Origin of the sequence: Streptomyces sp. Z26 (genome assembly GCF_003665095.1) — a bacterium.
In the GTDB taxonomy this organism is placed as follows: Bacteria; Actinomycetota; Actinomycetes; order Streptomycetales; family Streptomycetaceae; genus Streptomyces; species Streptomyces phytohabitans.
Genome location: NZ_RCHV01000002.1, coordinates 6,224,049 through 6,244,727 on the forward strand (window position 1 = coordinate 6,224,049; position 20,679 = coordinate 6,244,727).

Below are 20,679 nucleotides of genomic sequence, written 5' to 3' on the forward strand. Positions count from 1 at the left end.
CGGCGGCTGAGCGCGCGCCCGGACGGCGCGCGGGGTGGTCGCGTACGAGGTGATCGCGTACGGGGCGCCGCGGCCGTACGGGCCCGGCGCGCGCGTCACAGCGGGGTGGCGGCCACCAGGGCGGCGGTGAGCGCCGCCGCGGCGATCAGCGAGGACACGGCGGACGCCGCCGTGCCCGCCGCCGCCACCCACGCGGCCAGCCGCGCCGCCGTCCCCGGCGGCGGCCAGCTGTGCGCGGGCGGCTCGGGCGCGAGGAGCGCGGCCACCCGCCGCGGCACCGGCCCCGGCTCGGCCAGCGCGGCCAGCCCGGAGGCCGCCGCCAGCCCGGACGCCGGGGCGCCGCGGGTGACGAGCGCCGCCTTCGCGACCGTACGGGCCACCGTCCGGCGGCTGCCCAGCTCGCGCGCCGCCACCTCGTCCGCCCACCGCTCCACGCTGTACGCGACCGCGTCGCGCAACGGGCCGAGCAGCGGGTTCGCCCGCGCCGCGAGGCGGACCAGCAGCAGGTGCCGGTGGTGGTGGGCGGCCAGGTGCGCCCGCTCGTGGGCGACCAGCACGCGCCGCTCATCGGCGTCGAGATGGTCCAGCATCGCGGTCGAGACCACCACGCGGCCGCGGTGGCCGAAGCCGCCGGGGAGCGCGTAGGCGTACGGGTCCGCGTCGGGCAGCACGGCCAGCTCCCCGTCCGCCGTCGCGTCCGGCGCTCCCCGCGCGGGGAGCACGGCCAGCGACCGGTGCGCGGCCCGCCGTACCCGTACGTGCTCCGCGACCGTACGGGCCCACGCGGCGAGCACCGCCAGCAGCGCGACGATCGACACCTCGCCCACGTACCTCTCGTGCGGCACCGCCGCGCGCACCTCCGGGTCGGACCAGCCGTCCGGCAGCGGGTTCCCGGGCAGCTGGGCGGTGCCGACCACCATCAGCAGCACCAGGCACAGCGTGCTGCACACCGCGAGCAGCCCGCCCACGGCGGTCAACAGCCGGGCGGCGGCGCGCGGATGGAGGTGCTGCCCGGCGAGGCGGACCATCGGGAGGACCGTCACCGGCAGCACCAGCGGCATGAAGACGAAGATGCCCATGCGGGCTATTCCCCCGGCTCCTCGACCGAGTGCCGCAGCAGTTCGCGCAGCAGCAGCTCGTCGTCCGACGACAACCCCGTCACGAAGCGGGCGAGGACCGCGCCCCGGTCCGACTCGCTGTCCAGCACCCGCCGCATGCGCAGCGCGGCCAGGCCCGCCTCGTCCGAGGTGGCGCGCCAGGCGAAGGCGCGGCCCTCGCGTTCGCGGGAGACGGCGCCCTTGGCGTGCAGCCGGGTCAGGATGGTCATCACCGTGGTGTACGCGAACTCCATGCCGAGCCGCTCCTGCACCCATCCCGCCGTGGCCGGGGCCGGTGCCTGGCGGAGGGCGGTGAGCACCAGCGCCTCCAACTCGCCCTGCGCGCGCCGGTGTCCGCGCGGCGCCGGGTCGGACGGGGTGGCGGAGGAGGCCGCGTACGGGCCGGAAGCGGGACGGCCGCCGTCCGTGTGGCCGTGCTCCCGTCGCTCCCGTGGTCCTGTCACCGCTGCACCCCCCGAGGTCTCGTCACCCGGGAGCACATCCTAGTGAGGGCGGCCCGCGTCGAACACCTCTCCGCCGGGTCCGGTCCGGGGCCCCGCCCCGTGGGGGCGCCCGGATCGAGCGCGGGGAACGTACGGTCCGCGCGTTCAGCCGAGGCGGTCCCACTCGACGACCAGCGTGCGCGGGTCCTCCGGGTCGACCCGTACGGGCAGCGCCCGCCCGGCGCGTACGGCGTCGGAACGGTCGAAGGGGACGCGTACGTGCCGGGTGACCGTACGGCCCAGCACCTCCAGGTCCAGCCGGACGACGGGCTCCGCGCCGATCGCGCTCGCCGTGCCGCCGACCGCCGTGATCGTCGCCACCGCCGGGTGGCCGGACGCGGCGACCCGGCGCAGGGCGGCCACGCCGCCGAACACGCGGTGCTGGAGCACCGTCCACACCACGCCCTGCGCCAGCGCGACGAGCGCCACGACGCCGAAGGTGAGCGCGACGACGTTCCGCGGCGTCCCGTCCAGCAGGGCGAGGGCGGCCGACGTCGCCACCAGTGCCACCGCGGCCGCCAGCAGGAACACCCGGCCCAGCCGCCCGAATCCGACGGTCATCGCCCACCCCCTCCTCCGTCAGCCGTCCCGGTCAGCCGTCGCCGGGACGTACGACCTCGGCGACGACGTCGACGCGCCCCCCGTACTCGAAGCGCAGCGTGAACGGCACGCGGTCCCCGACGCGCCAGCGCGGCGACGCGGGGACCGTCACGTCGGCGGTCAGCGGCGACATGTCGAGCGTGCCGCCCGCGGGCACCGGAAGGGAGGTGGCCTCGTCGCGGTAGGCGGCGCCCCGCTCGGTCATCCGGTGCCTGCTCAACGAGACGTCCCCGGCGACGGCCGTCGACGTCACCGCCAGCAACCGGTCGCGCGCGCCACCGGAGTTGGTGACGCGGAAGAACGCGGCCGTCTCGGGAACGCCGGGACCCGGCACGTACATCCGCGCGCCGGTGACGGTCGGCCGCGCGGGGCTGCCCGCGTGGCCGGTGGCGGCCCAGGCGCCCAGGCCGCCCAACGCGAGGAGCCAGGCGGCGAGCGGGACGGCCGCGGCGCGGGCCCCGTCCCGGAGGCGGGCGCGGGTCGGTGCCCACGGGTGCGGTGCCTCCGGTACGGGGGCCTCCGGCGGCGCGGTGTCCGGTGCGGGTGTCGGTCGGGTCATGGCGCGGGCTCCGTTCGCGGCGCCGGGCGGGCGCGGTCCGGTGACGGCTGCCAGGCGCGCAGCCGCAGGCTGTTGCCGACCACCAGCAGCGAACTGGCCGACATGGCCGCGGCGGCCAGCATCGGGTTCAGCAGCCCGGCCATGGCCAGCGGCACGGTCACGACGTTGTAGCCGAACGCCCACAGCAGGTTCGCGCGGATCGTGCCCAGCGCGCGGCGGGCCAGCCGTACGGCGTCGGGGAGCGCCTCGATGCCGCCCCGTACGAGCGTCACGTCGGCGGCGCCGATCGCCACGTCCGCGCCCGTGCCCAGGGCGATGCCGAGGTCGGCGCCCGCGAGCGCGGCCGCGTCGTTGACGCCGTCACCGACGACCGCCACCCGCCGTCCCCGCGCGCGCAGGTCGCGGACGAGCGCGGCCTTGTCCTCCGGCGAGCAGCCCGCGTGCACCTCCTCGACACGCAGGTCCGCGGCCACCGCGTGGGCGGGTGCCGCGTGGTCGCCGGTGGCCAGCACGGGGCGTACGCCGAGGCGGCGCAGCTGGTCCACGGCCCGGTAGCTGCCCGCCCGTTGGACGTCGCCCACCTCGATCAGCGCCTCGACCGCGCCGTCCACCCGGACGACGATCGGCGTACGCGCGGCGGCCGCCGTGGCCGCCAGCGCCTCAGCGAGGGGGTCGGGAAGCGCGCCGTCCGGCGCGCCGACCTCCACGAGCCGCCCCTCGACCCGGCCGCGCACGCCACGCCCCGGCAGGGCGGCGAAGTCCGTCACGGCGGGCAACTCCCGTGCGGGGGCGGCCCGTCGGGCGTACGCCGTGACGGCCCGGCCCAACGGGTGCTCCGAGCCGCGCTCGACGGCGGCCGCCAGCAGCGCCACCCGTTCCGCGCCGAGCCCGTCGGGGACGGCCGTCAGCCGTACGACGCTCATCCGGCCCGTCGTGAGCGTGCCGGTCTTGTCGAGCACCACGGTGTCGACGTGCCGCAGCGCCTCCAGCGCGCGCGGCCCGCTGACGAGCACGCCGAGCCGGGCGCCCCGGCCGGTCGCCGCCATCAGCGCCGTGGGGGTCGCGAGGCCGAGCGCGCACGGGCAGGCGACGACGAGCACCGCCACGCCGGCGGTGACCGCCGCCTGCGGCTCCGCGCCCGCCCCGAGCCAGAACCCGAGCACCGTCGCGGCCAGCGTCAGGACCACCGGCACGAACACGCCCGCGATCTCGTCGGCCACCCGCTGCGCCCGCGCCTTCCCGGCCTGCGCGTCCGTCACCAGCCGGGTAATGCGCGCCAACTGGGTGTCCGCGCCGACGGCGGTGGCCCGTATGACCAGCAGGCCGCCGGAGTTCACGGCGCCGCCCGTGACGGAGGAGCCGGGACCTACCTCCACGGGCGCGCTCTCGCCGGTGACCAGCGACAGGTCCAGCGCCGAACCGCCCTCCACGACGGTGCCGTCGGTGGCGACGCGCTCCCCGGGCCGTACGACGAACTCCTGGCCGACGCCCAACTCCCCGATGGGTACGAGGCGTTCGCCCGCCCCGTCGCGTACGGCCACCTCCTTGGCGGCCAGCCCGACCAGCGCGCGCAGGGCCCCGCCCGTACCGTGCCTGCCGCGCGCCTCCAGGAATCGGCCCGTGAGGACGAACAGCGGTACGGCGACGGCGGCTTCGAGGTAGAGGTGCGCCACGTCGCCGTCCGGGGCGGCGGGCAGCAGGCTGAACGGCATCCGCATGCCGGGCTCGCCCGCGCCGCCGAGGAAGAGGGCGTACGAGGACCACGTGAAGGAGGCCACGACACCGAGCGACACCAGCGTGTCCATGGTGGCCGCCGCGTGCCGCAGCCCGCGTGCCGCCCGCAGGTGGAACGGCCAGGCGCTCCAGGCGGCGACGGGCGCGGCGAGGGCGAAGCACAGCCACTGCCAGTTCCGGAACTGGAGCGCGGGCACCATGGAGAGGACCAGGACGGGCACCGCGAGGAGCGCCGTGACGAGCAGCCGGTCGCGTTCCCGGCGGTCGGGGGCGCCGTCCTCGGCCGCGGTGGGTGAGCCGGGTGCGTCGGTCGGGTGGGACGTGCCGGACGTGCCGCCGGGACGTTCCGGTCGCGGCGGCTCGGGGAGCGCGGCGGTGTACCCCGCTTGCTCGACGGTCGCGATCAGCCGGTCCGTCCCGGTGCCGGGCGGATGGCGCACGCGCGCCCGCCCCGTCGCCAGGTTGACGCTCGCCGTGACGCCGTCGAGCCTGGCGAGCTTCTTCTCGACCCGACGCACGCAGGCCCCGCACGTCATGCCGCCCACCGTCAGATCGGTGACCGCCGCGCCGTTCGCCGTCGGGTCGGGCGACGTCGGGCCCGTCGCCGTCGGGTCGGCCGCCGCGCGCGCGGACGCCGGAACGGCCGTCACCGGTCCGCCCCCGCCGCCCCGGAGCCACCGTCCGCGCCACCCATGTCCATGCCGTCCATCCCGCCCATGTCGTCCCCGTCGCCGTGACCACCACCGCCGCCGCCCCCGCCCGTACCGTCCCGGTGCATGCCGGGGGCGACGGGCCCGACCGACGCGCCGACCGCGTACGAGCCCGCGAACACCAGCGCCAGCAGCAGGAGGAACCCGCACAGGGCGGGCGGCGGCAGGAAGCCGCGCGGCGGCGTCGTCGCCGTACGGGAGGGGGACTGCGGGGGCTGCGCCATCTCTCGGTTCTTCCCGTCGGGTCGTACGGCGGTCGGGTCGTACGGCGGTGGCCGCACCGGACCCGCCGCACCGGTACAGGAGTCGGTGCCGCCCGTACCGGAGTTCCGACGGGGAAACGTGAGCCGCGTCACATCGCGCTCGGTGTCGGTGCCCGCCGAACGGCCGGGCCCCCTCGAAGAGTCGGGCCCGACCGCCCGTCGGTTCCCGTCCGGCGCGGTGCGGTCGGAGCGTCCGGGGGCGCCCGGCGGCACGCGCCGCCGGGGCGTGCACCCGTACGTCTCCCGCGCGCCGTGTCGTGCCGTACGCGGCGGGTATGCCACAGCCAGCCGCCGCGCGGCGCGCCCCGCGAACGGGCGCCGCGCGCCCACCCGCGTCGACATCCCACGGAGGCACGCGCCATGACCGACATCCCAGGACTCGAACCCGTGGCGGTCTTCTGCGGGAACTGCGACTGCGGTTGCCCGCAGCTGTTCGTCGACCCCGGCGCCCCCGCCGAACGCCGCGTCGTCCTCACCGACGACTTCGGGCAGCGGGTGCAGATGAGCGCCGACCAGTTCTCGTCGCTCCTCGCCGACGCCAAGGGCGGGAAGCTGGACGGCGTGGCCCTGTCCTGAACCGGGGCCCGACCCGTTCCCGTACGCGCGCCTCCTCGCGGGGGCGCGCGTACGGTCGCCTCACACCATCAGGGCGAACATCACGGCCATCCCCAGCGCCATCGCGGCATGGCACGCGTCGTCCAGCGCGGGTCCGCCGCCGTCGCCCACCGCCGCGTCACCCGCCGCTACGGGGGCGGGCGCGCGCGGGGCCGGGCGCCCGGCGCGCGCCCGGTCGAGGGCGGCGGCCAGCCGTACCACCCCGAGCGCCAGCAGCACGGCCGCCAGCAGCCCCGCCGTGAGGCTCTGCCCCGTGCCCGACAGACTCATCGTGGCGGCACCGGAGCCGCCGCCCGCGTGGTGCGCCCCGTGCGCGCCGCCGCCCCCGCCGTGCCCGTGCGCCGTACCGGAGGCCATCGCCGCCAGCATCCACACCATGGCGGCCGTCGTCAGCACGTCCGGCCAGGCCGCGAGGACCGTACGGAGCGGGGTGCGCCCCCGCGTACGGAACGGCGCCGCGACCACGAACCACAGCGCGCCCACGGAGAACAGCGCGATCTGCGGCGCCGCCGGCAGGTCCATGCCGCGCGGCCACGCCATCGCCGCCATCAGCACGCCCATCGCCGCGTGCACCGCGTGGTCCACGCGCGCGGCGGCGCGCGCGTCGGGCCGCAGGGCGCACCACAGGGCGTGGGCGGCGGGTACGGCGAACAGCAGCGTCAGTATCCAGCGCAGTCCGGTCGCGGCGATCACGGGGCCACCCGCGTCCCGCGCCGCCGTACCGCGCCCGCCGCCAGGTCCACCGCGAGGAAGGCCACCAACGGCAACCCGAACAGCGGAAGTTGGTAACCGACGAAGGCCAGCACGACCACCGTCGGGGCCAGCACCCGACCCGGCACCCGGGCCCAGGCGCCGCGCGCGGGCGCACGTCCGAGGACCGCGCCCGGGGCCCGGGTGGGACGCCGCAGCCACCACATCCGGTACCCCCAGAGGACCATCGCGGTCAGGGCGAGCGCGAGCAGCGCCAGCGCGATCTGGTTGGGCAGGCCGAACAGCAGCCCCATGTGCGCGTCGATGCCCCACGTCGTGAGCTTCGCCAGCAGCGGGTACTCGTCGAAGTCCAGCGTCGCCGTCACCTCCCCGGTGGCCGGGTCGACCGCCACCGAGTCCTGCCGCTCGGGCCAGGAACGGGTGTTCTCCGCCACGACGTACGCGGAACCGGGCCCGTCCGGCGGGGTCACCACGACCGTCCCGCGCAGGCCCGCGCCGTGCGCGGCGGCGAGCACCGCGTCGACACCCACGTCGTCCCCGGCGGTCCCGGACCCGGCGCCGCCGTGGCTCCCCTGGTGCCCGGCGTGGTCACCGTCCGCCCCGTGACCGTCGGCGCCGTCGCCGCCCGGTCGCGGGACGGCGGTCGACACGGCGGGCGTGCCCCCGTCCAGGGAGTCCTTGAGCGCGCCGATGCTCGTGCCCGCGTACGCGGACCAGCTCAGCCCGGTGGCGGACAGCCCCAACAGCCCGACGGCGGCCCACAGTCCGACCGCGCCGTGCCAGGACAGCGTCCGCCCGCGACCCTTGGCGCCGCGCCGTGGCAGCAGCACGCGGCGCAGTCGCCGCCGGTTGCGGGGGAGCCCGGCCCAGAGGGCGAGCCCGGCGAGGATCTCCACCCACAGCCAGCTGGCGGCCAGTTCGCTGTAGTGGCGGCCGAACTCGCCCAGGTGCAGTGTCCGGTGCAGCTCGTCCAGCCAGGCGCGTACGGGCAGCCACTGCCCGAACGTCTCCAGCGTGCCGAGGACCTCGGCGTCGTACGGGTCGACGAACGCGGTCGTCGTGTACCCCTCGCGCAGCCCCGGTTCGTCGAAGACGACCCGTGTCGAGTCATCCGCGCCGGGCGGGGGCGTGACCGACACGAGGGTGCCGTCGGGCACGGCCCGTTCGGCGGCGGCCACCTGCCGCGCGAGGGGTTCGCGGTCGCCCCGGGGGGTGACGGACAACTCGTGGGCGTACAGGGCGGGTTCGAGCTGCGGGGTGATCGTGTACGCCAGCCCGGTCAGCGCCGCGACGAGGAGGAAGGGGCCGATGAGGACACCGGTGTAGAAGTGCAGCCGCAGCAGCAGCGGGCGCAGCGCGCTCCACGTCCCCGGGGTACCCGGGGTCTCCGGGGCGGCGGGCGCCGGTACGGGCGCGGTGTCGCCGTCGGGTGCGGGTGCGGGTGCGGGCGCGGTCGCGGGCGGCGGATCGGCGGGCCCGGGGTCCGCGGGGCGGGTCACCTCGGCCCCCGGCCCGGCGGGCGGAGCGCGCCTCTCGGGTACGGCGTCTCGCGCATCGTGGTCCCTTCCTCCCGTGGTGCCCACACCGGCGGGGCCGCCGGTCGCCGCAGGAGTCGGCGCGGGGGTGCGGCGAGTTCCCCGCGCGGGGTGTGAGCCACGCCACGCGCGGCCGACTCCCGTACGGGGCGCGGGAGTTCCGGCCGGTGCGGCGCCCACCGGGGGGCGCCGCACCGGCCGGAACGGTGGCCGCCCGCGCGGTACGGGCCGTCAGCCGTCCTGGCCGCCCGTACCGCCCGCGCGGCGGGGACCGCTCAGGCCACGGCCGGTTCCACCGCACCGGCCGCCGCGCCGTCCGTACCGTCCGCGCCGCCCGGGGCGGACGCACCCGCCGCCCCGCAGCCGTCCGACGCCAGCTCCGCCAGCGTCAGCCGGGCGCGCGCGACCCGGGACCGGACGGTCCCCACCGGGCACCGCCCGGCCGCCGCGGCCTCCGCGTACGGCAGCCCCAGCAGCTGGGTCAGGACGAACGCCTCGCGGCGCTCGCCGGGGAGGGAGTCGACCAGCTCCATCAGGGCGACGCCCTCGTCGAAGCCGGGCAGGCCGACGGGTTGCGCGCGTTCGGCCGCGCTCTGCCAGTCGGTGGTGTCGGCGGTACGGGGTCGGCACGCGGCGCGACGCAGGCTGTCCGCGACCACCCGGCGGGCGATCGACAGCAGCCAGACGCGGGCCGAGGAACGCCCCTCGAACCGGTGCAGCGCCGTCAACGCCCGCAGGAACGTGTCCTGGGTCAGGTCGTCGGCGGCCTGCGCGTCGTCGGCGAGGTGCGCCACGTAGCGGCGGACGTCGCGTTGGAGGGCGCGTACGAAGTGGTCGACCGCTTCGTGGTCGCCGCCCGCGGCGGCGAGCGCCCAGGCGGTCACCGTCTCGTCGGTGACCGGGGGCAGGGCAGGAGTCATCGTCAGGTGGTCCTTACTCGCTCCCCGTACGGGCGGCCCGGCGGGCCCGACCGGGACGGCACGCCGCGTGGCACGCCGACGCCGCACTGGCGGCGACTGCGCGGGAGTCCGGCCGCGTGGCCGGTGGCCGCGGGGCAGCGGGTCCGGGCGCGCGACGGCGTACCGGAACGGGCGGCGGCGGGCCGCCGTACGGGGTGGGGGAGACCCGCCCGCGCGGGCGCGCGGACGGGAGCCCGCGCCGCGCGGAACGCGGGGCGGGGTACCGGCTGTCAGGCGACAGCGGTCTCCCCGGGCGGACCCCGGGAGGGGAGCGAACGGACGAGCGTCAACCGTCGCGGGCGCCGTACCGGACGCGGCGACGGGAGGAGCGCCAGCGGCGCGGGCGGCGGCCGGAGCGCGGCGAGGACGAGCCGCAGCGGGGAGAACGCGCGGTCGGCGCAGGCGCGTACGAGGGCGAACGCGGCACGTTCGCCCTGCGCCAGCCAGAGGCCGCACAGCACGGCGGCCAGCAGGTGGCAGGCGAGCATGCCCCAGGAGGCGGTGCCCGTCATGTGCCCCATGTCGTGGACACCGGGCACGGCGGCCATGCCGTGTCCCATGGCGCCCATGTCGCCCGTGCCGTGCCCGGCGGCGGCCATGTCGTGCCCCGCCGAGGCCGTGGGGGCGCCCGCGTCGACGCCGTGGTGCGCGGCGTGCGCCAGGTGCCCGCCCCCGCCGGGGCCGGTACGGGCCGCCGTCGCCGCGCCGTCGTCCCCGCCGCACAGCAGGTGCCGCGCCCAGACCCGGACGTTCCCGCCGTCGCCCGTACGCGCCGTGCCGCCCGGCGGTCCGGACTGCGCGAGGGTGAAGGCGGCGTGGAGGCAGGTCTGGACGGTGACCGCGAGGCCCGCGACCGTACGGCCGCCGCGCTCGCGCCCGCCGAGGGCCCAGCCGACCGCGCCGACGGCGACGACCGCCGACACCGGCGCCCACCAGGGCACTCCGGAGCCGGACATGAGCACGTGCCCGGCGGCGGCGAGCGCGACACAGACGGCCGCGAACACCGCAGCCCGCAGAATGCGCAGCAGCCCGCCAGCAGACATGACGCCTTATCGTGGCACCCGCCGCGCGCGCCCCGGCCCCCGGGGGTACGGGCCGACCGCGCCCGCGCCCCGCGTACGGCCGAACGTCCGGCAGCCGTACGGAAGTTGCCGCCCGACCCCGGACCGTCCCCGGCGGCCCGCCGGACTGGCGCGTTCCGCGCGCCGCGCGAGAGGCTGCACCTCCCAGAAAATCTACAGTCGTGGAGGCCACGCGCTCATGGCGATTCCCCGGACCGCGGAGCGGTGCCTGTCAGCAGGCACGTACGAGATCGACCCGGCGGCGTCGACCGTCCGCTTCGCCACTCGCGCGATGTTCGGCCTGCTCCCCGTCCGCGGCACCTTCGCGCTCGCGCGCGGTCGCGTCGTCGTGGCCGGGGCGGACGGCGCCCCCGAGCCGTCGGTGGCGGTCACGGTGGAGGCCGCGAGCTTCGACTCCGGCAACTCCAAGCGCGACGACCACGTCAGATCCGCCGACTACCTCGACGTGCAGGACCACCCCGAGATCACCTTCCGCAGCGAGGGGTTCGAGCGGTCCGGCGAGGACGTCGCGCTGCGCGGCGAGTTGACCGTACGCGGGGTGACCGGGCCCGTGGTCGTCGCCGTCGACAGCTTCACCGCCGAGGGCGGGCGGCTCACCGCCACGGGCAGCGCGACCGTCGACCGGTACGCCTTCGGCATCACCAACGGCAAGGGCATGACCGGCCGCCACCTGACGCTCACGCTGGAGGTCGTCGCGGAACGCTGACCGCACGGCACCGCACCGTGATCAGCATGGCCGGTGCGGTCAGCGGAGGGCGTCCGCGAGGCCGCGCTGCCAGTACGTCACGCGCAGCGTGTCGTCCACGTGGACACCGCCGGACGGGAGCGCCACCGCCGTCGTACCGCCGCCGCGGAGGCCGACGTCGAGCGTCGTGACCTGCGTACCCGTGCCCCCGCCACCGTCGGCCGCCGACAGGAGGACCCCGGCGTGGCCGCGCTCGCCCGGCGCCAGCGTCGGCACCGCCCGCGGCCTCGTCGACTCGACGGCGGGCGGCACGGACAGCGCGCCCGTGAACCGTACGGCGGGGTGGCCGCGGAGGTCGCAACGGGCGCGGCCGGTGTTGGCGACGGTCAACAGCAGGGTGCGGGGCGGGCGTTCCACCCGGGACGCCGTCACGCGCACGTCGTCCGCGCCGCAGGCACCGGTCCCGCTCCCGCCGGGGTGCTCCGCGGAGGTGCCCGCCGCGCCGGAGCCGTCCGTACCGTCGCCCGTACGGGACGCCGTACGCGTCGACCCCGCCGTGCCCTCGTCCCGTACGCCGTCGTCGTTCCCGCACGCGGTGAGCGAGGAGGCGGCGAGCGCGGCGGCGAGTAGCAGGCGGGTGCGCATAGTGATCCCTTTCCGTAACGGTGCCCGCCGGAGGCGGCCTGAGGGCTCGCGGGACGGACCTTCCCCGGGGACGGCGTGCTTTGATGGCCGAAGCCTGTGCGCCGCCGTGCGCCGAGTGCCAGGGAGACCGGGCAACTCGGGACGCTGGAACGTCCGTACCGGCTCTGACCAGGGGGAACACAGACGGCCTGGAACGGTCGCCTGGGATGGAGGGGAACGTTGGGGGCAACGGATTTCGCCCGGAGGCTGGGGGAGCTGAAGGAGCGGTCGGGGCTCAGCTACGGGCAGTTGGCGAAGCGGTTGCACCTGAGCACCTCGACCCTGCACCGGTACGTGAACGGGACCGCGGTGCCGGTCGAGTTCGCCGCGGTGGAGCGGCTGGCGCGGGCGTGCGGGGCGAAGCCGGACGAAGTGGTCGAGCTGCACCGGCTCTGGATACTCGCGGACGCGACGCGCGGTCGTACGGTCGCAGGGGGCCGGGACGCGGACGTGGCGGAGGACGACGCGGAGGACGGGGCCGGGGCACCGGCCGCGCCGGAGCCCGTGACGCCACTGCCCGCGAAGCCGGAACCCGTGACGACAGAGGTCACGACGACGGAGTCCGTGGGCCGGAAGCCGCACACCTCGGCGGCGGCGAGCACCGACGCCGAGGCGGACGCCGTCGGTACCGTCGTGGGCCCCGTGGCCGCGCCCGCGCCCGCCGTTCCCGTACGGCCCTCCCGCCGGCGCCTCGCGTCCCTCGCCACCGGCGCGGCCGCGGCGGTCTGCGCGGTGGCCGTCGTCGTGGGCGCCACCATGTGGGGCGGCGGGGACGACGACGGGCGGTCCGGCGCGGGACCGGAGGCCACGGCGGGCGCCGGCGGCGGCGACCGTGCGGACCCGTCCGGCGACCGCGACCGCAAGGAGGCGAAGGCCGCGCAGGGCGACGGGGCAGGGCGCCCCGACGACACCGCGCGGGACGGGGACGCGGACCCGGACCCGGGAACGGGCGAGGACGCCCCCGGCGCCGACGACCCCCCGTCCGACGGCGGTACGCCCGTCACCGCGCGCGTCCGCCCGTACGCCTACGAGAACCCCTGCGCCCAGCACTTCCTGGTGGACCGTTCGCCCTCCGAACTGCCGCAGCCGCCCGACGAGTCGGAGGCGCCCTCGTGGGTCCGCGCCTTCGGCGCCGTACCCGCCGGGGAGCAGCTGGTGGAGGTCACCCTCCAGGGCACCGGGCGGCAGACCGTCGTCCTGGAACGCGCCCGCGTACGCGTCGTCGGCACCCGGGCGCCCCTGGCCTGGAACGAGTACGCGACCGGCATCGGCTGCGGCGGCGGCGTGTCCACCAGCTCCTTCACCGTGGACCTGGACGCCGGGCAGCCGCTCGTCACGCCGAAGAACGGGCAGCGCGACTTCCCGTACAAGGTCAGCGAGTCCGACCCCGAGGTCTTCCTCATCAAGGCCGGGGTGGCGGCCAAGGACGTCACCTGGTACCTGGAGCTGGAGTGGTCCAGCGGCGGCCGCCACGGTGTGCTGCGCGTCGACGACCAGGGCAAACCGTTCCGTACGAGTGGCGCCTCGGGGCGGCCCGAGTACCGCTGGCCGCTCGGTGCGGACGGCTGGTCGGAGGCGCCTCGGGAGTGAGCCGCGGGCACGTCCGGGCGGCGGCGGCACGGTACGGCGCGGAGGGCGGTCACCTACGGGTGGCCGCCCTCCGCGCTGCCCACACACCCTCGCGTTCGGGTACCTAGCACCACCCCGGGTTTGGGTTGTGGGCCCCATGTGTGGGCGGTTGCGGCTGCGTAGGTTGTGGATGTGGCGCAGAGAGCGTCCGACGGATTGGGGTAGTGATGTTTGGTCGCAAGAGTGGGGCGGGTGCCGTCAAGAGTGCGGAGGCGCTGCGTCTTGTGAATGTCACGAAGTCGTACGGCATGTCGGAGAACGCGGTGAAGGCGTTGGACGATGTGAGCCTCAGTCTTGCGTCGGGATCGTTCACCGCGGTGATGGGTCCGTCGGGTTCGGGCAAGTCCACGCTGTTGCAGTGCGCGGCGGGGTTGGACCGGGCGGACGAGGGGATGGTCCTGGTCGACGGTGAGCGGATGTCGGGCGCCACGGAGGCGCAGTTGACGCGGTTCCGTCGGGACCGGATCGGGTTCATCTTCCAGCAGTACAACCTGCTGCCCACGTTGGACGTGGTGCAGAACACGACGTTGCCGTTGAAGTTGGCGGGTCGGCGGATCGACCGGGCGCGTGCAGAGCGCATCCTGGGGCAGGTGGGGTTGGGTGACCGGCTGCACCACCGTCCGGACACGTTGTCGGGTGGTCAGCGGCAGCGGATCGCGGTGGCGCGGGCGTTGGTGACCGACCCGAGCGTGATCTTCGCGGACGAGCCGACCGGGGCGTTGGACACCCGGAGCGCGCGGGACGTGTTGAGCCTGTTGCAGGAGACGGTGCGGTTCCACGGGGCGACGGTGGTCATGGTGACCCACGACCCGGTCGCGGCCTCGTACGCGGACTCGGTGATCTTCCTCGCGGACGGCAAGCTGGCCGGTCAGATGACCGCCCCGACCGCCGACGCCGTCGCGGAACGCCTCGCCCACCTCGGCGACCCCGACCACGACACCACCCCCCACCACACCGACCACCACGGCGTGCCGGAGTACGCCAACCCGTACGAGAGCGGCTACCGGTCCGACGAGTCCTCCACGAACGACTACCGGTTCGACGACTACAGCGTTCTGCGGATGGGTGCGTGAGGTTGATGTTGCAGCTGGCTTTCCGTTCCGTGAAGGAACGCCCGGGACGATTCGCGGCGACCCTGCTCTCCGCGTTCCTCGGCGCGGGCATCGTGATGATGTTCAACTCCCTCCACGACACCGCCGCACAAGCCGGGATCGACGCCCAGAGCGAGGAGATCCTCTCCACCACCGGAGGCGTCGTCGGCAGCTACGGCACCCTCCTGGTCTTCTTCGCCGTCGCCTCCACCCTCACCGTCAACGTCCGCCAACGCGGCGACGAGATCCACCTCCTGCGCTGCTCCGGCGCCACCCCCGCACAGATCAAACGCATGATCATGGGCGAAGCCGCCTTCGTCGCCGTCATCGCCACCACCCTCGCCGTCCTCCCCGCCATGCTCGCCGGACGCCTCCTGGTCTCCTCCTTCAAGGACTCCAACCAGGTCGCCGACAACGTCGACTACGCCTTCGGCTCCATCGCCCTGTCCACCGGCACCTCCATCACCCTGCTGTCCTCCGTCGGCGCCGCCTGGCTCGCCGTCCGCCGCGCCACCAGCGACCCCACCACCACCGCCGCCAAGGACGCCGCCCGCGCCCGCTGGCGCACCATCGGCGGCATCACCGCCCTCGTCCTCGGCGCCGGCGCAGCCGCCACCACCTTGGCCATCGACGAAACCGAACCCGCCCTCATGGCACCCGCCGCCTACGCCGCCGTCATGACCTCCATCGGCTTCGCCGTCTTCTCCCCCCACCTCCTGCGCGCCCTCCTGGCCATCTACGGACGCCCCATCCAACTCCTCGCCGGAGTCGCCGGATACCTCACCGTCCACAACATGCGCCGCCGCGCCGACCAACTCGCCGGCGTCCTCATGCCGATGATCCTCTTCACCGGCGTCGCCATCGCCACCCTCTACATGCAACTCATCGCCAGCGACGCCCTCGACGCAGGCGGCGTCCAGAAGACCGCCGACGACAAGAACCTCGAATCCCTCAACCTCGTCATCGTCGGCATCATCGTCGCCTTCGCCTGCATCATGCTCATCAACACCCTCTACGCCGCGACCTCCTACCGGAACCGCGAATTCGGCGGCCAACGCCTCGCCGGAGCCACCCCCCGCCAGGTCCAGATCATGGTCGCCGTCGAATCCCTCGTCCTCACCGCCACCGGCGTCACCTTCGGCACCCTCGCCGGACTCGTCGGGATCCTCCCCTACAACATCGTCCGCACCGACACCATCTGGCCCGAACAAGGCCCCGCCACCTGGATCACCGTCACCGCCCTCGCCGCCACCGTCACCTTCCTCACCAGCCTCGGCACCACCCGCCGCTCCCTCCAGACCCCCGCAGTCGACACCGTCACGGCGGCCGCCTGAACAGCCACCAGCCGGACACACCGGCCCACAGACAGGAGGGCAGCCCACACCCCCGGGGCTGCCCTCCACCCATCCCCCAACCCGGCAACTCCCTCCACCCCTTACGACACACACCAACACCACCCCGTCACACCCAACCCGCGACGAAGTGGTGCTACGTGCTTCCGGCCGTACGGGCGGACCGGTCAGAGGCGGCTCATCGACGCCATGGCGTACAGCAGCTCCACCACCGCGGTCTCCTCGCCCCGCTGCCCCACCGCGACCTCGCGCGGCGCGAGGTGCCCGGCCGCGAGGCGGCAGAACTCGACCTCGTCCAAAACGACATGGCTGACGCAGTTGTCCGGTCCGGCCGGTCCGCCGGGCCCGTCCAGCGGGAGGTACCAGTCGCCGCCGCTCTCGCCCTCGATGTGCAGCCGCAGGCTGCGCGCCGGGGCGCCGGGCTGGACGACCGGCAGCGGCGGCGAGGCCAGCCCGGCCTGCCGTCGGGCGGCGAGGATCGTCGGCAGCATCTCGACCGCGACGGAAATCAGCGTCCGCAGATGCTCCGGTACGGGCGGAGGGTACGGGTAGTCCACCGCGTCGGCGATGTCCGTGGCGTGGATCCAGGTCTCGAAGGCCCGGTCGAGCAGCGCGAGCCGCAGCGGCAGCACGACCCCGTCGCCGTACGGCACGTTGATGTCGGCCACGCCGTTCCCGCTGAACGAACAGGTGCGGATCAGTTCGTACGTGTGGTCCCGCCACGCGCCGTGCATCGTGCCGGTCCGCCGTCCGTCGGCGGGTCGCGCGCCCTTCTCCTGCTCCGGGCCCATCTGCTTCCACAGCGCCTCGGTGCGTTCCGTCGGGTCGGTGGTGACCTCCTCGGCGTGCGGCACCGGGTCGGGCAGGCCGAGCGTCGAGGAGACCATGCCGTCGACCGCGAGGAGGTGCCCGAGGACACCCGTGACGGATGTACCGCGGCTCGCGGCGTCGTCGCCCTCGAACCACTCCAGCTGTACGGGAGCCGTCCACTCGTCGTCGTTGAGGTCCGCCAACAGCGCGTCGAGGCGCGCGGTCTCGGCGTCGTACGGCTGCGCGTAGTCCGGTACGGCGACCTGCGGCGGGCGGATGCTCAGGCAGGTGCCGATCACCTCGGCGCGCAGGGAGGGGTCCAGGTCCGCGTACGGGTGCAGCATGCCGACCGCCGAACGGAGTTGCTCCGCCTCCGCCGCGCACTCCCCGCAGCCGACGAGGTGCGCGTCGACCTCGGCCATCTCGTCGGGAGCGCAGGAGTGCAGTGCCCACGCTCCGAGGAGCCGCTGAAGGCGAGGGTGCTCGTCGGGGTTGCTCATGACCTGCCCTCCCTGGCAGCGGCGGTCGCTTCAGCGATCAACTGGAGTCCCTGTCTCAGTCGTTGAAGGACTTCTTCCTCACTGATGCCCAGTTCCACCGCCGCGTCGCGGTAACTCCTGTTCTCAGTGTGGACGAGGCGGAGGACGGACCGCACGCGGAAACTCGCCGAGGTGAGCGCCGAGTCCGCCTCCGTGACCTCCAGGAGCCCGGCCGTGGCCGCCGGTTCACCCGTACGTGTGCCGCTCGCGGCGACGGGTCCGGCGGGGGAGTGGCCGGGGGCCGGGGCGGAGCGGGCGGCGCCCGACGTGTGCGCGGTGGCGCGCTCGTACGTCTCGGTGGCGAGCCAGGTCCGCAGCCGGTAGCGCGCGGGGTCGAACGCCTCGGGGTGCTGCCAGAGTCGGGTGAACACGGTCGCGACGACCTCGCGGGCCGCCTTGTCGTCGCCGGTGAGCCGTGCCGCCATCGCGTGGACCAGGCGCGCGTGCCGGTCGTAGATCTCGCCGAGGGCCGCGGCCTCGCCGCGGTTGAGCCGAACCTGGGCCCGTCGTTCCCACTGCGCCGCACTGCCGGGCGCATCGGTCGTAGTGCCCACCCTTCACCGTCCCTTCCGTGATCGCGCCCCCGAACTCTAAGCACAGTCCGTGGCGCGACGTGCCGGTTCGGTCGATGTGCGTGCGGACGGGGTGCCGGAGGTGCTAGGGGCACGAAGGGCCGGACGCGGGCGAGTTGACAGGCGTGGTTAATGACATTAGCTTTTGGCTAACTTCATTAGCCAAGGGGGAGCGATGACCGAACACCTCGCCGTCGACGGCGGCACGATCGCCTACGAGGTGACGGGCTCCGGCCCGCTGATCGTCCTCGCGCACGGCATGGGCGACAGCCGCGACGCCTACCGCGCCCTGGCCCCGCTGCTCGTGGCCGCCGGACACCGGGTCGCCGCCGTCGACCTGCGGGGCTGCGGCGAGTCCAGCACCGACTGGCCGGACTGGAGCCGCACGGCCGTCGCGGGCGACCTGCTCGCCGTCGTCCGCCACCTCGGCGGACCCGCCGTGCTCGTCGGCCACTCGTTCTCCGGCGGCGCCGCCACCATCGCCGCCGCGCGCGAGCCCGCGCTGGTCACCGCCGTCGTCGAGCTGGCCCCGTTCACCCGCGCGCAGACCGTACGCCCCGGCGACCTGCGGGTCGGCCGGTACCGGCGGGGCATGCTGCGGCTGGCCGGGGCGGGCGGGCTCGGCAGCGTACGGCTCTGGCGCGCGTACCTCGACGTGGCCTACCCCGGCGCGAAGCCCGCCCACTGGGGCGAGCGGCTCGCCCGCGTCGACACGCTGCTGCGTGAACCGGCCCGGATGCGGGCCCTGCGCGCGATGGGCCGCAGCGCACCGGCCGACGCCGGTGCCCAACTCGCCCACGTACGCCGCCCCGTGCTCGTCGTGATGGGCACCCTCGACCCCGACTGGGCGGACCCGCGCGCCGAGGGCGCGGCGATCGTCGCCGCGCTGCCCGACGGCCTCGGGCGGCTGGAGCTGATCGAGGGGGCGGGCCACTACCCGCACGACCAGTGCCCCGACGAGGTGGCCGCCCTGGTCCTCGCCTTCCTCCGCCCGGGCGCGGCCCGTGCCTAGGGCCGGTCTCGACCCGGCGGCCGTGGTCGCCGCCGGGGCCGCCCTCGCGGACGAGGTGGGCCACACCGGGCTCACCATGGGCCTGCTGGCGGAACGGCTCGGCGTCCGCACGCCGTCCCTCTACAAGCACGTCGGCGGCCAGGCCGACCTCAACAGGCGTATCGCCGCACTGGCGCTGGGCGAGGCGGCCGACGCGGTGGGCGGCGCGGTGCAGGGGTACGCGGGGCGCGACGCGCTGGCGGCGGCGGCGCGCGCGTTCCGTACGTACGTCGTGGCGCACCCCGGCCGGTACGCCGCCACGATCGGTGTGGAACCGACCGGCCCGGACGACCCCATGGCCGCGTCGAGCGCGCGCCTGCTGGGCGCGTTCCGGGCGGTCCTGCGCGGCTACGACCTCGCGGACTCCGACGTGGACCACGCCCTGCGCATGCTCCGCAGCCTCTGCCACGGCTTCGCGACGCTCCAGGCCGCCGACGGGTTCCAGTGGAGCGCCGACGTCGACGAGAGCTTCGAGTGGCTGATCGACTTCGCGGACCGGGGGCTGCGCGCGTCCTGAACGGGCCGCGCGGCGGGGGCCGTTCGTCGTACGGGCGTCCGCCGGGGCGCGCGGTCGGCGGGTGGTCGGCGGGTCAGTCGTCGGGGCTGTCCGGGCTGCCGGGGTCGTCGGCCGGTCGGTCGCCCGGGCGGGAGCGGAGGCCGTACAGCACGAGGTCGAGGAGGCGCGCGGTGCGGGCGGGCCAGTCGTCGGCGGTCGGGTCGAGCTGCCAGATGCCCGCCGTGGCGAGGAAGAAGTCCTCGGGCGTGAGGCCGGGACGGACCGTGCCCGCCTGCTCGTTGGCGCGGAGGAGGAGCCGTACGGCGTCCTCGACGGGGGCGTACGACGGCTTGTCCGGGGCGCCCGGCGCGCGGGTGGCGTGCCGCAGCGCCTCGGCGAGGCCCGTCTTGGTGAGGGTGAACCGGGCGAGACGGTCCAGCCACTCCCGCAGCGCCTGGTCGGGCGGGCGGGTGGCGAGGAGTTCGGTGGCGGCGCGGGCCACCTGCCGGATCTCGTGCCCGTACAGCTCCAGCACCAGCGCGTCACGGTCGGGGAAGTTGCGGTAGAACGTGGCCTGGCCGACCCCCGCCCGCCGCCGGATCACGCTCAACGGCGCGCAGGCGTCACGGGTCAGCTCGGCCAGCGCGGCCTCCAGGATCCGTTCCCGGTTGCGCCGGGCATCCGCACGCCGCACCAGCCCACCTTCCCCCGTCGCCGGAAGGGCCCTCCGCGACCTCCGGCTCCCCACGCACGTCGAACGCGCGTTCCGTTAGGGTTACCTTAGTGGATGGCCGGCGGGTCCGGCAGGCCGGGGCCGTACGGGCCCGCCCCTCGGCGCGGCTCAGTCCTGCGCCCCGTCCGCCCAGTCCCGGGCCAGCAGCCCGAGCACCACCTCGTCCAGGAAGCCGCCCAGCACCCAGGCCGACGCCCGCAGCACCCCCTCGCGTACGAAACCGTTGCGCTCGGCGGCCCGCAGCATCGCCGCGTTGTCCGTCAGCGTCTCCACCTGGAGGCGGTGGAAGCCGCGCACGGTGAAGCCGTACCGGCACAGCGCCGCGACCACGTCCGTGCCGTACCCCTGCCCCCGCGCGGCGGGCAGCAGGCCCAGCCCGAGGTGCGCGGAGCGGTGGTGGGTGTCGATGCCCCACACCGTCGCGGTGCCGATCAGGGTGCCCCCGGCCAGCTCCACGACGGAGAACCGCACGCACCTGGAGTCCGTTTCGTCCGCCACCAGTCGCGGGTCCTTCGACCCCGGGGCCATCGGCAGCCACGGACCGCCCTCCGCGCGCGCGGAGTTGACCACGTCGTCGTACAGCTCGGTCCGCAGGACGGGTACGTCCTCCTCGTGCCGGGCCCTGAGCCCGATCCTCTCGCCCTTCAGCATGCGGGTTTCCTATCCGGC

The 20,679-nt window shown here is 75.7% G+C and carries 21 protein-coding genes and 1 pseudogene; 7 read left to right on the forward strand and 15 right to left on the reverse strand.

Translation table 11 applies throughout. The annotated features are described in order from the left end of the window. Window positions 1-95 precede the first annotated feature (95 nt). The 6 genes from D7M15_RS26955 to D7M15_RS26980 all read right to left on the reverse strand — a co-directional run bounded on the left by D7M15_RS26955 (window position 96) and on the right by D7M15_RS26980 (window position 5,427). On the reverse strand, window positions 96-1,079 hold the full coding sequence (locus D7M15_RS26955) for a M48 family metalloprotease (protein WP_121519869.1): 984 nt from the start codon (window positions 1,077-1,079) through the stop codon (window positions 96-98). A gap of 5 nt (window positions 1,080-1,084) precedes the next feature. Further along, window positions 1,085-1,429: a BlaI/MecI/CopY family transcriptional regulator gene (locus tag D7M15_RS26960; RefSeq protein ID WP_240649747.1), complete on the reverse strand. Its 345-nt coding sequence runs from the start codon at window positions 1,427-1,429 to the stop codon at window positions 1,085-1,087. A gap of 276 nt (window positions 1,430-1,705) precedes the next feature. Continuing rightward, the gene (locus D7M15_RS26965) at window positions 1,706-2,161 is read right to left on the reverse strand and encodes a hypothetical protein (protein ID WP_121519870.1); all 456 of its coding nucleotides are present in this window, start codon (window positions 2,159-2,161) and stop codon (window positions 1,706-1,708) included. A 31-nt stretch (window positions 2,162-2,192) separates the two neighbouring features. Beyond that, window positions 2,193-2,759: a copper chaperone PCu(A)C gene (locus D7M15_RS26970; RefSeq protein WP_121519871.1), complete on the reverse strand. Its 567-nt coding sequence runs from the start codon at window positions 2,757-2,759 to the stop codon at window positions 2,193-2,195. After that, window positions 2,756-5,038: a heavy metal translocating P-type ATPase gene (locus D7M15_RS26975; RefSeq protein WP_346428839.1), complete on the reverse strand. Its 2,283-nt coding sequence runs from the start codon at window positions 5,036-5,038 to the stop codon at window positions 2,756-2,758. The genes D7M15_RS26970 and D7M15_RS26975 overlap by 4 nt, the downstream gene beginning before the upstream one ends. A gap of 101 nt (window positions 5,039-5,139) precedes the next feature. Next, window positions 5,140-5,427 (reverse strand): hypothetical protein, encoded by a 288-nt coding sequence (locus tag D7M15_RS26980; protein WP_121521497.1) that lies wholly within the window; start codon window positions 5,425-5,427, stop codon window positions 5,140-5,142. A gap of 399 nt (window positions 5,428-5,826) precedes the next feature. Here D7M15_RS26980 and D7M15_RS26985 point away from each other — a divergent pair, with 399 nt between their 5' ends. Continuing rightward, complete coding sequence (locus D7M15_RS26985; protein WP_121519872.1) at window positions 5,827-6,042, forward strand: hypothetical protein; 216 nt, start codon at window positions 5,827-5,829, stop codon at window positions 6,040-6,042. 60 nt (window positions 6,043-6,102) lie between these two features. Here D7M15_RS26985 and D7M15_RS26990 read toward each other — a convergent pair whose 3' ends face one another. The 4 genes from D7M15_RS26990 to D7M15_RS27005 all read right to left on the reverse strand — a co-directional run bounded on the left by D7M15_RS26990 (window position 6,103) and on the right by D7M15_RS27005 (window position 10,329). Beyond that, window positions 6,103-6,774 (reverse strand): DUF5134 domain-containing protein, encoded by a 672-nt coding sequence (locus D7M15_RS26990; protein ID WP_121519873.1) that lies wholly within the window; start codon window positions 6,772-6,774, stop codon window positions 6,103-6,105. Beyond that, entirely contained in the window at window positions 6,771-8,291 is a 1,521-nt protein-coding gene (locus tag D7M15_RS26995; protein WP_121519874.1) for a PepSY domain-containing protein, read from the reverse strand. The genes D7M15_RS26990 and D7M15_RS26995 overlap by 4 nt, the downstream gene beginning before the upstream one ends. A gap of 311 nt (window positions 8,292-8,602) precedes the next feature. Continuing rightward, the gene (locus tag D7M15_RS27000; protein ID WP_121519875.1) at window positions 8,603-9,247 is read right to left on the reverse strand and encodes a sigma-70 family RNA polymerase sigma factor; all 645 of its coding nucleotides are present in this window, start codon (window positions 9,245-9,247) and stop codon (window positions 8,603-8,605) included. A gap of 269 nt (window positions 9,248-9,516) precedes the next feature. Further along, window positions 9,517-10,329, reverse strand: coding sequence for a hypothetical protein (locus D7M15_RS27005; RefSeq protein WP_121519876.1), 813 nt, complete (start codon window positions 10,327-10,329; stop codon window positions 9,517-9,519). A gap of 217 nt (window positions 10,330-10,546) precedes the next feature. Here D7M15_RS27005 and D7M15_RS27010 point away from each other — a divergent pair, with 217 nt between their 5' ends. After that, window positions 10,547-11,074 carry a YceI family protein gene (locus D7M15_RS27010; protein WP_121519877.1) on the forward strand — a complete coding sequence of 176 codons (528 nt, stop codon included), beginning with the start codon at window positions 10,547-10,549 and terminating at the stop codon, window positions 11,072-11,074. Window positions 11,075-11,113: 39 nt separating this feature from the next. Here the strand turns inward: D7M15_RS27010 and D7M15_RS27015 are convergent, their stop codons facing one another. Beyond that, window positions 11,114-11,698 (reverse strand): DUF4232 domain-containing protein, encoded by a 585-nt coding sequence (locus tag D7M15_RS27015; RefSeq protein ID WP_121519878.1) that lies wholly within the window; start codon window positions 11,696-11,698, stop codon window positions 11,114-11,116. 219 nt (window positions 11,699-11,917) lie between these two features. On the opposite strand from D7M15_RS27015, the gene D7M15_RS27020 reads away from it, so the two are divergent. The 3 genes and pseudogenes from D7M15_RS27020 to D7M15_RS27030 all read left to right on the forward strand — a co-directional run bounded on the left by D7M15_RS27020 (window position 11,918) and on the right by D7M15_RS27030 (window position 15,791). Then, window positions 11,918-13,327: a helix-turn-helix transcriptional regulator gene (locus D7M15_RS27020; RefSeq protein WP_121519879.1), complete on the forward strand. Its 1,410-nt coding sequence runs from the start codon at window positions 11,918-11,920 to the stop codon at window positions 13,325-13,327. A gap of 206 nt (window positions 13,328-13,533) precedes the next feature. After that, window positions 13,534-14,292 (forward strand): annotated as a pseudogene (locus tag D7M15_RS27025) (ABC transporter ATP-binding protein); the annotation flags it as partial. A 152-nt stretch (window positions 14,293-14,444) separates the two neighbouring features. After that, window positions 14,445-15,791, forward strand: coding sequence for an ABC transporter permease (locus D7M15_RS27030; protein ID WP_121519880.1), 1,347 nt, complete (start codon window positions 14,445-14,447; stop codon window positions 15,789-15,791). Window positions 15,792-15,976: 185 nt separating this feature from the next. Here D7M15_RS27030 and D7M15_RS27035 read toward each other — a convergent pair whose 3' ends face one another. Together D7M15_RS27035 and D7M15_RS27040 are read right to left on the reverse strand one after the other, a co-directional pair. Further along, on the reverse strand, window positions 15,977-17,119 hold the full coding sequence (locus tag D7M15_RS27035) for a zf-HC2 domain-containing protein (protein WP_121519881.1): 1,143 nt from the start codon (window positions 17,117-17,119) through the stop codon (window positions 15,977-15,979). Then, window positions 17,116-17,712: a sigma factor gene (locus D7M15_RS27040; RefSeq protein WP_121519882.1), complete on the reverse strand. Its 597-nt coding sequence runs from the start codon at window positions 17,710-17,712 to the stop codon at window positions 17,116-17,118. Before D7M15_RS27040 ends, D7M15_RS27035 begins: the two co-directional genes overlap by 4 nt. 193 nt (window positions 17,713-17,905) lie before the next feature. On the opposite strand from D7M15_RS27040, the gene D7M15_RS27045 reads away from it, so the two are divergent. Beyond that, window positions 17,906-18,742 carry an alpha/beta hydrolase gene (locus D7M15_RS27045; RefSeq protein WP_121519883.1) on the forward strand — a complete coding sequence of 279 codons (837 nt, stop codon included), beginning with the start codon at window positions 17,906-17,908 and terminating at the stop codon, window positions 18,740-18,742. A 22-nt stretch (window positions 18,743-18,764) separates the two neighbouring features. Next, the gene (locus tag D7M15_RS27050) at window positions 18,765-19,298 is read left to right on the forward strand and encodes a TetR-like C-terminal domain-containing protein (protein WP_121519884.1); all 534 of its coding nucleotides are present in this window, start codon (window positions 18,765-18,767) and stop codon (window positions 19,296-19,298) included. A 73-nt stretch (window positions 19,299-19,371) separates the two neighbouring features. On the opposite strand, the gene D7M15_RS27055 is transcribed toward D7M15_RS27050, so the two are convergent. Further along, a complete protein-coding gene (locus D7M15_RS27055) occupies window positions 19,372-19,971 on the reverse strand; it encodes a TetR/AcrR family transcriptional regulator (RefSeq protein ID WP_240649517.1) in 600 nt (199 codons plus the stop codon). A gap of 147 nt (window positions 19,972-20,118) precedes the next feature. Next, the gene (locus D7M15_RS27060) at window positions 20,119-20,661 is read right to left on the reverse strand and encodes a GNAT family protein (RefSeq protein WP_121519885.1); all 543 of its coding nucleotides are present in this window, start codon (window positions 20,659-20,661) and stop codon (window positions 20,119-20,121) included. Window positions 20,662-20,679: the final 18 nt, after the last annotated feature.

Coding starts and splice junctions, on each gene's coding strand:
- D7M15_RS27015 (WP_121519878.1), bottom strand. CDS start 11,698: ATGCGCACCCGCCTGCTACTCGCCGCCGCGCTCGCCGCCTCCTCGCTC.
- D7M15_RS26970 (WP_121519871.1), bottom strand. CDS start 2,759: ATGACCCGACCGACACCCGCACCGGACACCGCGCCGCCGGAGGCCCCC.
- D7M15_RS27035 (WP_121519881.1), bottom strand. CDS start 17,119: ATGAGCAACCCCGACGAGCACCCTCGCCTTCAGCGGCTCCTCGGAGCG.
- D7M15_RS26955 (WP_121519869.1), bottom strand. CDS start 1,079: ATGGGCATCTTCGTCTTCATGCCGCTGGTGCTGCCGGTGACGGTCCTC.
- D7M15_RS26985 (WP_121519872.1), top strand. CDS start 5,827: ATGACCGACATCCCAGGACTCGAACCCGTGGCGGTCTTCTGCGGGAAC.
- D7M15_RS26980 (WP_121521497.1), bottom strand. CDS start 5,427: ATGGCGCAGCCCCCGCAGTCCCCCTCCCGTACGGCGACGACGCCGCCG.
- D7M15_RS27030 (WP_121519880.1), top strand. CDS start 14,445: ATGTTGCAGCTGGCTTTCCGTTCCGTGAAGGAACGCCCGGGACGATTC.
- D7M15_RS27045 (WP_121519883.1), top strand. CDS start 17,906: ATGACCGAACACCTCGCCGTCGACGGCGGCACGATCGCCTACGAGGTG.
- D7M15_RS27000 (WP_121519875.1), bottom strand. CDS start 9,247: ATGACTCCTGCCCTGCCCCCGGTCACCGACGAGACGGTGACCGCCTGG.
- D7M15_RS27005 (WP_121519876.1), bottom strand. CDS start 10,329: ATGTCTGCTGGCGGGCTGCTGCGCATTCTGCGGGCTGCGGTGTTCGCG.
- D7M15_RS26965 (WP_121519870.1), bottom strand. CDS start 2,161: ATGACCGTCGGATTCGGGCGGCTGGGCCGGGTGTTCCTGCTGGCGGCC.
- D7M15_RS27010 (WP_121519877.1), top strand. CDS start 10,547: ATGGCGATTCCCCGGACCGCGGAGCGGTGCCTGTCAGCAGGCACGTAC.
- D7M15_RS27060 (WP_121519885.1), bottom strand. CDS start 20,661: ATGCTGAAGGGCGAGAGGATCGGGCTCAGGGCCCGGCACGAGGAGGAC.